Here is a 14,811-nt window from a genome sequence, read left to right as displayed (position 1 = left end):
ATCGGCGGCTCACCCTGCGGTTCGATCCCGCCAGCGGCTTTCGTCGCGTATTGGCAATCCCCGGGATCCCGCAGTCCATTCATGGCCTGTTTCCGGTTACCGAGGTGAGGGACGCGCAGTCACCGGCCAGAAGTGCGGGCGGCAAACAGGGCGTTGCAGTGAAGCCAGCGCCTACGCTCGCCAGAAGGCCGCCGTCAGCAGCGCGTACACCGCGACCAGCTCCAACCGACCGATCAACATGGCTGCCGAGATGATCCACTTTGCGGTGGCGTTCAGACTGGAGAAGTTGCCGGAAGGGCCGATGGTGTCGCCAAGACCGGGGCCGATATTCGCCAGCCCCGCCGCAGCCCCGGAAATCGAAGTTGTGAAATCCAGCCCTGTCATCGCGAGCGCAACCGCAAACAGGCCCAGCGAGACCGTGAACAGCACGAAGAAGGAAATCACCGAGTTGACGACATCGTCGCCGATCGGCCTGCCATCGTAGCGCAGGATGAAGACACCCTTCGGGCTGTGCAGCGCCTTGATCTGGTTGACCACGGCGCTGAACAGGATCTGGTATCGGAAGATCTTGACCGAGCAGGCGGTAGACCCGGCGCAGCCACCGATCAGGCCGAGAAAGAAGAACACCATCGCAGCGAAGGTGCCCCACTCCTGGTAGTCGACGCTGGCGTAGCCAGTGCCGGAAATGATCGATGTGACGTTGAACAGCGCTTCGCGGATGGACGGTTCGATCCCGCGACGATCATAGAAGACCTGGAACAGGGCGAGCACCACAGCCACGACCAGGATGATGGTGAGGTAGGTGCGGATCTGGCTGTCGCGCAGCATCGGTTTGGCGGAGCCGTTCACGAGTTGGATGTAGCGGACGAAGGGCAGGCTGGCGAGCAGCATGACCACGGAGGCCGCGTATTCTGGCGCCCCTTGGAACGCGCCGAAAGAGGCGTCGTGGGTCGAGAAACCGCCCGTTGAGATCGACGTCAAGGCATGGTTCACCGCATCGAAGAACGACATGCCGAGCCCGGCGTAGAGCAGGATCGTCACCACGGTGAGAAAGACGTAGATCCAGGTGATCTGCGAGGCAATCTCGGCGGCGCGAGGCAGGATTTTGCCCAGGGTGTCGAACGCTTCGGAGCGGAAGATCTGCATGCCGCCGACCCGCAGTTCGGGGAGGAAGACCATGGCGACGACGATGATGCCGATGCCGCCCAGCCATTGCAGGAGCGAGCGCCACAACAGCAAGCCCGCCGGCAGTTCATCGAGGCCCGAGAAAACGGTCGCCCCGGTGGTCGTGAGACCGGACATGGCTTCGAAATAGGCATCCGTGAAGCTGGCATCGGTGGCGCCGATGACGAAGGGCAGGGCGCCGAAAAGGGGCAGTGCGGCCCACACCCCGGTGGTCAGAAGGAATGTTTGCTGGATTGTCAGGCCTTCGCCGACGGCATTCTGGCAGGACAACGCCAGAAGGCTGCCGAACAGGATAGTGATGAAGGCGGATTCCAGGAAAACCGGCCAGTGTCCGTTGTCGGACAACAGGTCCAGCAACAGTGGCAACAGCATCGTCGCACCGAGCGCGGCCACCAGCAGGCCGATGACATATCCCACGGGGCGGATGTCGAACATGGGCCGAAGCGTTGGCCCCATGTTGATGCAGTGTCAAGACGGATAGGACGGCGCGGGCAGGGTTGACTGCGGACGTTGCGCAGAGGGCAAAGGAGCGGCGCGTGGCGCCGCAGTGTACCTGCAACAGGTGGTGGTCGGGGCGAAGGCGTCGCCCGCGCTATGGCCAGCGTGGAGAGCGGGCAGTGGCACCGAAAGCCTCGGTCCCGGGCGGTCATTGCGTCACGCGAAGCGGCTCGGTGCGGGACCATCCGGGTGGTGCCGGGACGAAGTGGGCGGGGACGTGGTTCACTGGCTTGGGGGGCGCCGGCGGTGTGATCTCCGCAACGCGGCAAAGGCTACGCGGAACGGTGGGGTGGGGCGGACCGGCGCAGGGTGCCCAATGAGGCATCGCCCGCGCGAAACCGGTGCGCGCCGTCCGCCAGGCGGCCCGCAGGGCGTTGACCTGTTCGCCGCGCCGCAGCCCGCCTTCGCCGGTGTCAGTTCCAGCAGCTCACGCGCACGGTGATGTCACCGGCCAGCGCGACGAGGTCTTCGGGTGCGATGGACGCGGTGTCCTCCGAGGCGACAGGGGACAGACCGGCGCCGGAGAGGAACTCGGCAAGCGCGGGCACATCGACGGTGAATCCCACGTCGGGCGGAAGCTGCCGGCTACCGGTCTCGCGGGCCTGCAACATGCCAAGCACGGCGCCCGTGCTGTCGAAGACCGGGCCACCGGCGTCGCCGGGCAGGGTGGTGATCTCCAGCCGGTCGAGTGATGCCTCGCCCTGGAGGCCGCGAATATCGGCCAGAGTGCCGTAGGAGACGACCGGCAGGTCGAGAACGTCCTCGTAGGAAAACCCGGCCAGCGCTATCTCAGAGTTGATCCGGGGCACATTGCTGGTGAACCGGGCCACGCCGACTGGGGCGAGCGTCTGGCTGGGCTTGAGCAGCGCCAGGCCAAGCGTATCGTCGCGTGCGGCGATTTCGGCCTCGATCTCTTCGCCGATGGTGACGGAGCGGCACTGGTCGAGCAGGTCGGTCGTCGTGAGCACAGCGCCGGTGCCATCGACGAAGAAACCGGTGCGCGAACGTTCGGGGCGGCGGATTTCCAACCCGGCCATCAGGTCAATGCGCTGCTCGGTCCCGGCCTCAGTTGCCGCCGTATCGGGCAATACCACGCCTTTCAGCGGCCGGAAGCTGTCCTGCATGGTGCGCACGACGGGCTGCATCACGCGCGGGTCTCCGCCAGGTTTCCATGCGATCGTGAACCCCTTCACCGCGCCATCGGACAGCACCGCGTATGTATGCGAATGAAGATCCGGGGACTGACCGGTCAGCAGGAAACTGGTTTTCTTGCGTTCGCGGGCCCCGTCCCGGGGGACAATTTCGAGAGTTTGCAGGATGTCGTAGAGGCCAAAGAGCGTGGCTTCGTCGCCGGACTGGCTGATCAGGATCACGCGCATGCCATCTTCGTCGGCGGCATCGTAGTGGATGAAAGGTGCCTCCGTGCGGGCATAGGCGACCTTGGCGGCGGGCAGGATTATCTCGATCCCGGCGGCGTCATCGGTGATGGCGGCGAGGCCAAGGGCGTCAAAGGGCGCGCGCCAATCTGCCACGAGTTCGTTCCGCTGGGCAGTGGTCAGCACGCCGGTTGCGTCGTACCCCTTCGCCTCCTGCCATGAGGCCATCGCCCGGCGCGTGCCATTGCCGAAAGCCCCGTCGATGGTTGAGGCGTAGAACCCCTCCCACTTGAGTGCCTCCTGCAATTGCCGGCGTTGCGCCGCATCGAGCAGACGTTCGGAGGCGCGGGCCTGTTGCGGTGTCTCATCGGGGATGTAGGGCGGCGGCGGCGGGACAACCGGCTGATCGGTCTGTTTCGGCTGCGCCACCGGGACAGGTGCCCCGGGACGAGCGGCGGTCAAGGCTCTACTTTGCGTGTCGACCGGGGCGGCGGCGAGCGTGTCGGCACCGACCGGCCAGAACTGCTGCCGGTACTGGCTCCCGTCGGTAAGGTAACTGTCTGCCGGGATGAGCCGCCCGGTCTTGAGCGCGTTGAGTTCCGCCTGCGCGCCCGAGCGGGAATAGGGGCCGAGCACGATACCATACCAGCCCCCCGGCATCCGGAAGCCGTTCACGTTCTGGAAGGCGCTGGAATAGGCGCGGGCGCGGGCTTCGGCCTCTGCCAGCGTGCGCAGCGCCTCGATCTGGACCCAGGCGCTGTCCTGCGCCCTGCCCGCGCCCGGCGCCGCTGCAAGGAATAGGGTTAGAACGAGGGAGAGAAACAGTCTGAAGTGGTACACGAAACGGGTCCCCGAAATGTCCGATTGCCCGAAACGGGCTGTCCTGGTGGCCGAAAGGCCGGATGCTTTGTGCCCGAGGGCAAATGTCGTCCGACCGGAGCCCGGCCGGGCATTTTGCCCAATCTAGCAGAGGCGCGGGGAGGCGCACCTCAATTCTGGAGGATCGGCCTGGAGCGGAGAAGGTGTGGCGGATCTGCGACCCGTGGCGGCAGGGCCAGGGAAAACCTGCGTCCATGCACGCGGTATGGCCCGGCCTAAAGGTGCGGTTGGGGAGCCAGCGGCCGCCTGCGCGCCATGCCATGCGGCGCGCCGGCATGGAATTGCGAAGGGGGCAGGGGGCCGCGCTCGCTGCAGGATCAGTAAATGCGACCCGCTGCGGGCTGATCGTGCAAGCCTCTTGTCGCCGGGAATCACCGGGACCGACACCAGGGCGTGCCTCTCCCTTGTCGGGCGAAGTTGCGGGGCCACTTGGCACGTGGTCGCTCCGCGCCACCTCGATGGTTGGCATCATTCGGGAACCGACACCCTCACCGCGCCAACCAGGGCGCTCATGCAGTCCGGATCCTTCGCATTTCCGCGCTTTGATTGACGCTCCGCTTCCTCGCGCCTATTGAGGCGCGACACCTGAGACCACCGGGGCAATGCAATGACCGAGACCACCCGACCCACCTGTTTCCAGGAGGTGATCCTGCGGCTTCAGACTTACTGGGCCGACAGGGGCTGCGCCGTCCTGCAACCCTATGACATGGAGGTTGGGGCCGGCACATTCCATCCGGCCACCACCCTGCGGGCGCTGGGCAAGAACGCCTGGGCCGCTGCCTATGTGCAGCCCTCGCGTCGGCCGACCGACGGCCGCTACGGCGAAAATCCGAACCGGCTTCAGCATTACTACCAGTACCAGGTGCTGATCAAACCGAGCCCGCCCGACCTTCAGGCGCTTTACCTGGGGTCGCTGGAAGCGATCGGGATCGACATGGCGCTGCACGACATCCGCTTCGTCGAGGACGACTGGGAGAGCCCGACGCTTGGCGCCTGGGGACTTGGCTGGGAGGTCTGGTGCGATGGCATGGAGGTCAGCCAGTTCACGTATTTCCAGCAGGTCGGCGGCCATGATTGCAAACCTGTCTCCGGAGAGCTGACCTATGGGCTGGAGCGGCTGGCGATGTACGTGCTTGGCGTCGATCACGTGATGGACATGCCCTTCAACCGCCCCGACGCGCCGATCCCGCTGACCTATGGCGATGTCTTCCGCCAGACCGAAGCGGAATACTCCCGCTGGAATTTCGACATTGCCGATACCGACGTGCTGCTCAAGCAGTTCGAAGAAGCGGAAGCGCATTGCGATCACATCCTGACGCATCCGGAACAGGACCCCAAGACCGGCAAGCGCATCGTCATGGCGCACCCCGCCTATGACCAGTGCATCAAGGCCTCCCACCTGTTCAACCTGCTCGACGCGCGTGGTGTGATCTCCGTCACCGAGCGACAGGCCTATATCGGGCGTGTGCGTGCGCTGGCGAAGAAATGTGCGGATGCTTTCGTGTCGACCGAGGCCGGGGGCTGGAGCGCCTGATGCGTCGCGGGGGGCAACCTTTGCATGGCGCTGCCCCGAGCCGGGGCGAGCCGCGCGCGCGCGTGCGGCGACGTTTCGGGCTGCGTCCGGGCAGGCTGCCGCGTAGCGCGACCGTTTATTATGCGCTTCTACCCCGCGAGTCCGGGCAGCAATGCCTTGAGCCCCGTCGCGATCATGTCAATGGAAATGGCGGCCAGGATCATGCCCATCAACCGGCTCATGATCGCTTTCGCAGTGCCGGACAGGTGTTTGCCCAGATCGCCCGCAAACCAGAACACAATTGCAATTGCGCCCACGATTGCACCGAAGACCCCAAAGTAGGTGATCCAGTCGCCGAGGCCCTGTGCCTGCTGCGCAAAGAGGATCATCGTCGTGATCGTGCCCGGACCGACGAGGATCGGGAAGGTCATCGGGTAGAAGGCGACCGTTGCCGCATCGGGATAGGCCGCTTTCTCTCCGTCGGTGCCATGGTGGGACCTGCTCTCGCTGCCGTTGAGCATGTTGAGCCCGATCAGGAGCAAAACCAGACCGCCGGCGACACGGAAATCGTCGACGCTGATCCCGAACAGATTCAGCAACTGCGTGCCCATGAGCGCCACGGCAATGCCGAAGACGGACACGTAGGCCGCCGTCCTGATCGCGATGGCGCGTTGCTCGGACGGGCTGGCGCCATCGGTCACGCCGAGGAAGATCGGCAGGTTCGTTACGGGGTTCATGATCGCGAAGAGCGCGCCGAAGAACTTGACTGCGAGTTCTGGGTCCATGCTGCGGGCCTCACTCTGGGGATGTATGCCCTTGCGCTAGCACGCACAGGCGCGCCCCGGAACCCCCGCGCCGCTCGGAGGGTCGTGTCATGAGTGGCAAGATCATTGCAGGGGGTATCGTAGTGTTGTCGATTATCGCGGGGATCGCGATCTACTACCTCCAAGTCTACCACTACTACGAAGAGGTCGACGCCTCTGGCGAGCAGGTCATGTTGACCCTGCTGTACGGTGCCCCCGAGCCGATCCTCGCCGAGGGGATCGAGGCCATCGACGCCACCTCCTCTCCGATCCGCTACCGTGCCTGTTTCACCACGCCCATGAGCCAGGCCATGCTGACCGAAACCTACGAGCCCTACCCCCAGGCCGAACCGCTCAACGCGCCGCATTGGTTCGATTGCTTCGACTCGCAGGAAATCGGACTGGCGCTGGAGCAGGGCGAGGCGCTGGCGTTTCTCGGCGAAAGAAACTTCGCCCATGGCGTGGATCGTGTGGTTGCCATCTTCGGAGATGGGCGCGGCTACGTCTGGCACCAGGTGAACGAGGAGATGAAGAAGTAATGGACCCGATCCTCCTGAACCCCTTTGTTTCAGTCACGGTGGCATTCCTCGTGTACCTCGTGGGCGCGGCGCTGACCCGTCGGGTTGCCGTCCTGCGGGATTTCAACATTCCCGAACCGGTCTCCGGCGGGTTGTTGGCGGCGGTGCTGACGATGACCGTCTTCGTTGTCTGGGGGCGGCCTGTCGAGTTCGACCTCGCCGCGCGGGATTATTTCCTGATCGTCTTCTTCACCGGCATCGGGCTCAATGCCCGGCTCAGTGACCTGCTCAAGGGAGGCTTGCCGCTGGCGATCCTTCTGGCGCTGACCATCTTCTATGTCATCCTGCAAAACCTCATCGGTGTTGCCGGGGCCCGGATCTTCGACCTGCCACGGGAGTTCTCTGTGCTGCTCAGTTCCGCGGCCCTGATCGGCGGGCATGGCACGGTGATCGCCTGGACGCCTCGGATCGAGGAAATGACCGGCGGTGCGGCCGGCGTGAGCGAAATCGGTGTTGCTGTTGCCACGATCGGCCTGGTCTGTGCCGCGCTGATCGGTGGTCCGATCGCCAAGTTCCTGATCAATCGCGGCCAGCTCGAGCCCGAGCGCCCCGACGAGGAACACACCATCGGTGTTGGGTTCGACGAGGAGGAATCCGAGACCATCAACCATCTGACCTTCATGCAGGTCATGCTCTGGGTCCATGTGACCATCGCGTTGGGCTGGTCGCTGTTCGAGGTTCTTGAAGAGGCGGGTGTCGGGCTGCCGCCTTTCGTGCCCTGCCTGCTCATGGGCATCGTGGTCGGCAACCTCAAGCCGCTGCTGTTGCCCCGTGCGGCACCGATCAGCCGCACCCCGACACTGGCCATGATCTCGGATTTTGCCCTTGGCACATTCCTTGCGATGTCGCTCATGTCGCTTCAGCTGTGGACCCTGCAAGGCATGGGTCTGGTGCTGATCGTCGTGATGGGGGCGCAGACGCTTCTCTCCATCGTCTTTTCGATCTATATCCTCTTTCCGGCGATGGGGCGCGGCTATCGCGCCGCCGTTCTCGCCTCCGGGTTCGGAGGGGTCACGCTGGGCGCCACGCCCACCGCCATCGCCAACATGACTGCTGTTACCAAGCGCTACGGGCCGTCGCCCATGGCCTTCGTCATCCTGCCGCTCGTCTCGGCCTTCTTCGTGGACATCGTGAACTCCTTCGCGATCCAGTTCTTCCTGCCGCTCTGAGGACCCGCCAATGCCCGATCTGCTGATCGAACTCTTTTCCGAAGAAATCCCCGCCCGGATGCAGACCCGCGCCGGGGCGGACCTCAAGAAGCTCGTCACCGACGGTTTGGTCGAGGCCGGTCTGACCTATGGCTCGGCGCAGGCATTCACGACGCCGCGCCGGCTGGCGTTGACGGTGGAAGGGCTGTCGGCGGAGAGTCCGACCGTGACCGAGGAGCGTAAGGGGCCGCGCGTCGACGCGCCGGAGAAGGCGCTGGCCGGGTTCCTCCGGGCCACGGAGCTGTCGAAGGAGCAGTTGGAGGCGCGCGAGGACAAGAAGGGCAAGGTGTGGTTCGCACAGATCACCCGGGCCGGGCGACCCGCCGCGGAAATCGTGGCCGAGGTTCTGGACGCGACGATCCGCGACTTCCCCTGGCCGAAATCGATGCGCTGGGGGGCGGGGAACCTGCGCTGGGTTCGTCCGCTGCATTCCATTGTCTGCCTGTTGTCCGACGAGGGGGGCGCCAGCGTTGTACCGCTCGACGTCGACGGGATCGCGGCCGGTGACGTGGTGCGTGGCCATCGGTTCCTGGCGCCAGAGCCGTTCACCGTCACCGGGTTTGACGACTACGTGGCAAAGCTCAAGCGCGCGCATGTGGTCCTCGACCCGGCGGAGCGGGCCGACACGATCTGGCATGACGCGACCAACATGGCATTCGCGCAAGGTCTCGAAGTTGTCGAGGACAAGGGCCTGCTGGCGGAGGTCGCGGGGCTTGTGGAATGCCCGGTCGTGCTGATGGGCGATATCGCCGAGGATTTCCTGGGCCTGCCGCCGGAGGTTCTGAAGACCTCCATGAAAGAGCACCAGAAGTTTTTTTCGGTGCGGAACCCGAAGACTGGCCGGATCGAGAAATTCGTCACCGTCGCCAATATGGTGACCGAAGATGGTGGCGCGACCATTCTTGCCGGTAATCAGAAGGTGCTGTACGCGCGGCTGTCCGACGCCAAGTTCTTCTGGGAGAACGACCTGCGCGTGGCCAGGGCCGGGATGGGTCCGTGGCTGGAAAGCCTCGACAACGTGACGTTCCACAACAAGCTCGGGAGCCAGAAGGCGCGGATCGACCGCATTGCGGCGTTGGCGAAGGAAATCGCCCCGCTGGTCGGCGCCGACCCGGAGGAGGCTGAGAGGGCCGCACAGGTGGCCAAGGCGGATCTGTCCTCGGAAATGGTCTACGAGTTCCCGGAATTGCAAGGCACGATGGGTCGCTACTACGCTGAGGCCGCTGGCCTCTCCCCGGCAATCGCCGCCGCCGCCGAAGAGCACTACTCCCCGCTCGGCCCCTCCGACGACGTGCCCACCGCGCCCGTCTCCGTCGCCGTGGCGCTGGCCGACAAGCTGGACACGCTGACCGGATTCTGGGCCATCGACGAGAAGCCGACAGGGTCGAAGGACCCGTTTGCGCTGAGACGGGCGGCGTTGGGGGTTATTAGGTTGCTGCTTGTGAACAAACTTCGTGGGTCGCTTGCCCCTCAGATTTGGTCGCACTTTGCACCAGTGATGGGGGCTATGACATCGATTGCTGACACGACGCCTTTGGCGGAATTGGCTGAAGAAGCGAAGTCCGTTGAACTGCTTGATCAGGTTTTGCCGGCACTTGAAGCTGAGTTTGACAAAAGGATCGCTGCAACAAAGGAGGCATTGCCAAACCTCCGTCAAGTTGCTGCATTCAGAACTGAAGATTTGGTTGGTTTCATTCATGACCGGCTCAAGGTCCACTTGCGCGACGAGGGTATCCGCCACGACGTTATCGACGCCTGTCTCGCGATGCCGGGCAATGACGACCTCGTGCTGCTGGTGAAGCGGGCGGAGGCGTTGTCGGATTTCCTGAAGACCGAGGAAGGCGAAAACCTTTTGCAGGGATTCAAGCGGGCCAACAACATCCTGACCCAGGCCGAGGAGGCCGATGGGGTCTCCTATGAGTATGGTCCGGATGTGAAGTTTGCAGAGACGGACGAGGAGCGGGCGCTCTTCGCGGCACTCGATGCGGCGGAGGGGGCGATCTCCTCGGCCATCGAGGCCGAGGATTTCGCGTCGGCCATGGCAAGCATGGCCTCCCTGCGCGCCCCGATAGATGCGTTCTTCGAGGCGGTTCAGGTCAATACCGACAACCAGATCGTGCGGCGCAATCGGCTCAACCTGCTGCACCGGATCCGTGAAATCTGCCTGAAAGCGGCGGATCTGACACGTATCGAGGGCTAAGATCTGTCGGAGAGCCGTGCGGCATTTGCCGCATGGCCGGCTTCGCGTATCCTGCAGCCGCGCAGAGAAGGACCGGACCGACGTGCTGAAGCCCGACGATATCAAGGATTTCACCCTGATTACGCCCACCGCGGACGTGAGCATACCCACCCACGGCGGGAGGGCGAAGTGCTTGCAACGGCTGGTCCGGCTCGACATGCCCGTGCCGCGCACGGTGGCGCTGTCCTTCGATGCGGTCCACCGGATCGCGGAGGGTGAGCGCCCGGACACGCCACGGCTGCTCTCGGCGTTCGGGCGGACGCCACTGGTCTCTGTCCGGCCGTCGAGTGCCGATCCCGACTGGGGGGGGCCGGGAGCGATCCTGAACATCGGCATGAACGACACGCTCTGCGCGGAGATGGGCAAGCGGATCGGCAAGGCGGCCGCGGAGTTCATATACCTCAAGTTCATCATGGCCTTCGCGATGGAAGTCGCGCGGCTGGATCCCGAACCCTTCGAGGAGGCCGTCGAGGAAGAGGGTGAGAATGCCCTTCGCTCCGTGTTGGCGATCTACCAGGATGAGGCCGACGAGCCCTTCCCACAGGACCCCGCCCGGCAGCTTTCGGAGGTGCTCCGGTCGATGGCGCGGGCGTGGGAAGGGGTGAGCGCCCGGCTGTTGCGGCAGGCTCGCGGCGCGCCGGTGGATGCCGGGCTGGGCCTCGTGGTGCAGGAGATGGTGCACGGGATCGGGCCGAACGAGAGCGGCTCCGGCGTGATGCGCATGATCGACATCGTGACCGGGGAGAAACAGGTTACCGGCCGCTACAAGCACAAGCGCCCGGGCAAGGGGCAGGGGGGCTTGGACAGGCAGATCATGTATCTCGCCGAGGATCCGCGCGGCCCTTCGATGCAGAGCGTCGCGCCAGAGGTCTTCGCACAGCTTGAGACCGTCGCGTTGCGCTGCCGGGAGCGGCTGCGCGAGGAGATGGAGATCAAGTTCACCGTGACCGAGGGCGAGTTGCACGTGCTGGACGCCACGCGGGTGATGCGCTCCGCGCGAGCGGATGTGCGCGTGGCGGTGTCGCTGGCCGAAGACGGCATCATCTCGACCCGGGAGGCGCTCTTGCGGGTCGAGCCGCAATCGCTGACCGAGCTGATGCACACCCAGGTAGATCCCGAGGCGAAGCGGGACGTGATCCTGAAGGGGATCGCCGCGAGCCCGGGTGGCGCCACGGGGCAGCTGGTCTTTTCGAGCCAGGCGGCGCAACTGTCCGCCAGCCACGAGATCCCCTGTATCCTTGTCCGACAGGAAACGACGCCGGAGGATATCCGCGGGATGCACGCCGCCCACGGGATCATCACCGAGCGCGGGGGCATGACCAGCCATGCGGCGGTGATCGCGCGCGGGCTGGGACTGCCCTGTATCGTTGGCGCCATTGGGCTGCGGGTTTCCCGGCGCAAGAAACAGATCACGACGCCGGACGGCCGGGTCTTCAAGGAGGGGGACCTGGTCACGGTCGACGGTTCCGCAGGCGAGGCCCTTGCCGGAGCCGTCCCGATGCTCGAACCGGCACTGGACCGGCCTTTCCGCACCCTGCTGGGCTGGGCCGACGAGGTCCGCGACATCGGTATCCGCGCCAATGCGGACACGCCGGACGATGCCCGAATGGCGCACGCCTTTGCTGCTGACGGGATCGGACTTTGCCGGACGGAGCACATGTTCTTCGAGCCTGCGCGCCTGATCACGATGCGGGAGATGATCTTCACCGACAGCGCAACCGACCGCCGGGCCGCCCTTGACCGGCTGTTGCCGATGCAACGGGCCGACTTCGTGGAGTTGTTCCGGATCATGGCCGGGCTTCCGGTCTGTATTCGTCTCTTTGATCCGCCCTTGCACGAGTTTCTGCCCAAGGATCGCGAGGGGCTCATGGGGCTCGCGGAATCGCTCGATCTGCCAGTCTCTGATGTGACCCGGCGGGTGGAGGCACTGTCCGAGTTCAACCCGATGCTTGGCATGCGCGGGGTGCGGCTGGGCGTGACGGTGCCGGAAATCTACGACATGCAGGTGCGTGCGATCTTCGAAGCGACGGTGGAGGCCAGCCAGCAAGCCGGCGCCACCGTGGTGCCGGAGGTGATGATCCCGCTGGTCTCGGCCAAGCGGGAGGTGGAACTGGTGAAGGCGCGGATCGACTCCGTCGCCGCGGCAGTGCGGATCGAAACCGGGAAGGCGCTCGACTACCGGCTTGGGGTCATGGTCGAGACACCCCGTGCGGCCCTGCGTGCCGGCGAGATCGCGGCCCACGCGTCCTTCCTCAGCTTCGGTACCAACGACTTGACGCAGATGACCTACGGGCTGTCGCGCGACGATGCCGGCCGGTTCATGGGCACCTATGTGAGCAACAAAGTCTTTCACGAAGATCCGTTTCACACCCTCGACAAGGAGGGCGTCGGCGAGCTCTTGCACATCGGTGCAGAGCGCGGCCGGGACACCCTTCCGGAAGTGGTGTTGTCGGTTTGCGGCGAGCACGGAGGCGATCCGGACACAATCGCATTCTGCCGTGAAGCGTCGTTCGACTACGTGTCCTGCTCGCCGTTCAGGGTGCCCGTGGCCCGACTCGCGGCGGCTCACCTGGCGCTCGGGCCAGCCAAGGCCTACGAGTCAGAAGATTGAAAACACGCAGCTTTTCGCCGGCGTTCGGCGAGAATCTGCCAAAATTTGCCCAAAAACACCTGATTCCGACCCTGCGTCAACACAGTGACCGCATTTCCGGCTCCATGGCATTTACAACCCTGTTGCAGAATTGCTATCGCCGCTCCCGGCTTGCTGCGGGGTGATTCCGCAATACTGGGTGGGACTGAAAATGACGCTTTTGCGTGCTGTATTTCTATTGTCTGGACTCCTGTTGGGGACAGGATCCATGGCCGTGGCGGAGGCCCGGCTGTCGACCTCGACCGATCCGACCGCGGCTGCTTCTGACCGGCTGGAAACACTCCTCGGGATGGAGAACCGCGTCCTTTCTTCGCTGAGCGACGAGCATCTGGGGCGCCTGAGCCCTTCGACTTCGGTGCGCGCGATGCCGCGACCGCGGGAGTTCAAGTCCGTAAGTTACTCGCGCAATTGGCTGGACAAGCAACCCCACGTCAGCGGCGGCGCGGAGTGGAAGTGCCTTGCCGAGGCGCTCTATTTCGAAGCGCGCGGCGAGAGCGTAAAGGGCCAGTTCGCCGTGGCCGAAGTAATCCTGAACCGGGTGAAGAGCCCGCTCTACCCGAACACGGTCTGTGGTGTCATCAACCAGGGCACGGGCAAAAAGTATCAATGCCAGTTCACCTACACCTGCGACGGCAACCCGGAGCGTATCTCGGAACCGAAAGCGTTCAAGCGCGTGGGCAAGGTAGCCCGTTTGATGCTGGAAGGGGCGCCGAAGCTGCTGACAAGTGGTGCAACGCACTATCACACCATCGCCGTGCGCCCCTCCTGGTCGCGGAAGTTCGCCAGAACGGCTTCGATCGGTGTGCACCATTTTTATCGCCATCCCCGGTCCTGACCGCGAACCGGAGCCTGTGGGCTTCGGGCAGGTGAAACGTGCCGATCCGGACGTGACAAGGTCGCCTAGGGGCGGCCTTTTGTCGATTGTGACGTGGCAAGCGGTGCGGCATCTGTCATGAAGGCGCCATGACACGCGATCTCCCCCTGGCATTCGCTCATCCTGAAGACCGCGCGGCGGCAACCGCGCCCAAAGGCGCCCCGCGCGACCGGATTGCGCTGCGTGACTACGTGCGGGAGGTCGAGATCGGTGCCTTCCAGGAAGAACGAGGGGTCACACAGCGCTTGCGCTTCAACGTTGTGGTTGAGGTCGGTCGGGCAAGCGCACCGCTTGCCGACGATGTGGACCGGATCCTGAGCTATGACGCGATCACGGAGGCGGTGGAGGGCGCCCTTTCCGAAGAGCGTTTGGCATTGCTGGAGACGCTGGCGGAGCGGATCGCGGAGACCCTGCTGCTGGAGCCGCGGGCCCGGCGCGTTTTCGTCCGCATCGACAAACTCGACCGGGGTCCCTTTGCTCTGGGCGTTGAGATCGAACGCACGCGCGACACCGCCCGGGTTGCCGAACCCGTCGCGGAGGAGCAGACGCGGCCGCTGGTCGTCCACCTGTCCAACATGGCGATTGCCGACGCGCGACTTGCGACCTGGCTGGACGCGCTTGAGGCGCTTGAGCGACCGGTTGTGCTGACCGTGGGATTGCCGGAGACGTCGATACCGGTCGCGGGGGCGCCGCTTCCGCAACGGCGGATCGATCTCCTGGCGCTGGAGCAGAACGCGTGGGTGCTGGCCGCACGGGACGTTAGATGTATCGTAGTCGACAGCCGGACCGAGATCACGCATGCGATCACCTCCGGACGGATCGTTGTCTGGGCGCCGTCGAAAGTGGTGCTGGATACCGTCGACCGGCCGGAAGTGGACCCACGGGACGCCGCTGCGCTCTCCGCGTGGTTCGCCGGGACCCTCGACGCGGAGCGCCTGCTTGGCCTTGGTGCCGACGTGCCGGGTGGCACGCACCTGGCGCTTGCCGATAAACTGATGCTGTGATCGT

At 64.7% G+C, this 14,811-nt stretch carries 10 protein-coding genes; 7 read left to right on the top strand and 3 right to left on the bottom strand.

The features are described 5' to 3' along the window. Positions 1-171: 171 nt before the first annotated feature. Together CLV78_RS06460 and CLV78_RS06455 are read right to left on the bottom strand one after the other, a co-directional pair. Complete coding sequence (locus CLV78_RS06460) at positions 172-1,620, bottom strand: TrkH family potassium uptake protein (RefSeq protein ID WP_106203972.1); 1,449 nt, start codon at positions 1,618-1,620, stop codon at positions 172-174. A gap of 476 nt (positions 1,621-2,096) precedes the next feature. Then, complete coding sequence (locus CLV78_RS06455) at positions 2,097-3,899, bottom strand: serine protease (protein WP_106203971.1); 1,803 nt, start codon at positions 3,897-3,899, stop codon at positions 2,097-2,099. Positions 3,900-4,545: 646 nt separating this feature from the next. Between CLV78_RS06455 and CLV78_RS06450 the strand changes: the two genes are divergently transcribed. Further along, positions 4,546-5,472 (top strand): glycine--tRNA ligase subunit alpha, encoded by a 927-nt coding sequence (locus CLV78_RS06450; protein WP_106203970.1) that lies wholly within the window; start codon positions 4,546-4,548, stop codon positions 5,470-5,472. A 128-nt stretch (positions 5,473-5,600) separates the two neighbouring features. Here the strand turns inward: CLV78_RS06450 and CLV78_RS06445 are convergent, their stop codons facing one another. Next, a complete protein-coding gene (locus CLV78_RS06445; protein ID WP_106203969.1) occupies positions 5,601-6,236 on the bottom strand; it encodes a MarC family protein in 636 nt (211 codons plus the stop codon). Positions 6,237-6,325: 89 nt separating this feature from the next. On the opposite strand from CLV78_RS06445, the gene CLV78_RS06440 reads away from it, so the two are divergent. The 6 genes from CLV78_RS06440 (at position 6,326) to CLV78_RS06415 (ending at position 14,807) form a co-directional block, all read left to right on the top strand. After that, positions 6,326-6,793, top strand: coding sequence for a DUF6446 family protein (locus tag CLV78_RS06440; RefSeq protein ID WP_106203968.1), 468 nt, complete (start codon positions 6,326-6,328; stop codon positions 6,791-6,793). Continuing rightward, a complete protein-coding gene (gltS, locus tag CLV78_RS06435) occupies positions 6,793-8,001 on the top strand; it encodes a sodium/glutamate symporter (RefSeq protein WP_106203967.1) in 1,209 nt (402 codons plus the stop codon). The genes CLV78_RS06440 and gltS overlap by 1 nt, the downstream gene beginning before the upstream one ends. 10 nt (positions 8,002-8,011) lie before the next feature. Continuing rightward, positions 8,012-10,240, top strand: coding sequence for a glycine--tRNA ligase subunit beta (gene glyS / locus CLV78_RS06430; protein ID WP_106203966.1), 2,229 nt, complete (start codon positions 8,012-8,014; stop codon positions 10,238-10,240). Between the two features lie 82 nt (positions 10,241-10,322). Then, complete coding sequence (locus CLV78_RS06425; protein WP_106204486.1) at positions 10,323-12,890, top strand: putative PEP-binding protein; 2,568 nt, start codon at positions 10,323-10,325, stop codon at positions 12,888-12,890. A gap of 247 nt (positions 12,891-13,137) precedes the next feature. Next, complete coding sequence (locus CLV78_RS06420; RefSeq protein ID WP_245924857.1) at positions 13,138-13,764, top strand: cell wall hydrolase; 627 nt, start codon at positions 13,138-13,140, stop codon at positions 13,762-13,764. A gap of 128 nt (positions 13,765-13,892) precedes the next feature. Beyond that, a complete protein-coding gene (locus tag CLV78_RS06415) occupies positions 13,893-14,807 on the top strand; it encodes a dihydroneopterin aldolase (protein WP_106203964.1) in 915 nt (304 codons plus the stop codon). Positions 14,808-14,811: the final 4 nt, after the last annotated feature.

Source organism: Aliiruegeria haliotis, from assembly GCF_003003255.1.
GTDB lineage: Bacteria > Pseudomonadota > Alphaproteobacteria > Rhodobacterales > Rhodobacteraceae > Tropicimonas > Tropicimonas haliotis.
The sequence above is the reverse complement of the archived record's forward strand: the minus strand, read 5'-3'. Positions and strand labels throughout refer to the sequence as shown.

Coding starts and splice junctions, on each gene's coding strand:
- CLV78_RS06440 (WP_106203968.1), top strand. CDS start 6,326: ATGAGTGGCAAGATCATTGCAGGGGGTATCGTAGTGTTGTCGATTATC.
- CLV78_RS06445 (WP_106203969.1), bottom strand. CDS start 6,236: ATGGACCCAGAACTCGCAGTCAAGTTCTTCGGCGCGCTCTTCGCGATC.
- gltS (WP_106203967.1), top strand. CDS start 6,793: ATGGACCCGATCCTCCTGAACCCCTTTGTTTCAGTCACGGTGGCATTC.
- CLV78_RS06415 (WP_106203964.1), top strand. CDS start 13,893: ATGACACGCGATCTCCCCCTGGCATTCGCTCATCCTGAAGACCGCGCG.
- CLV78_RS06420 (WP_245924857.1), top strand. CDS start 13,138: ATGGCCGTGGCGGAGGCCCGGCTGTCGACCTCGACCGATCCGACCGCG.
- glyS (WP_106203966.1), top strand. CDS start 8,012: ATGCCCGATCTGCTGATCGAACTCTTTTCCGAAGAAATCCCCGCCCGG.
- CLV78_RS06450 (WP_106203970.1), top strand. CDS start 4,546: ATGACCGAGACCACCCGACCCACCTGTTTCCAGGAGGTGATCCTGCGG.
- CLV78_RS06460 (WP_106203972.1), bottom strand. CDS start 1,620: ATGTTCGACATCCGCCCCGTGGGATATGTCATCGGCCTGCTGGTGGCC.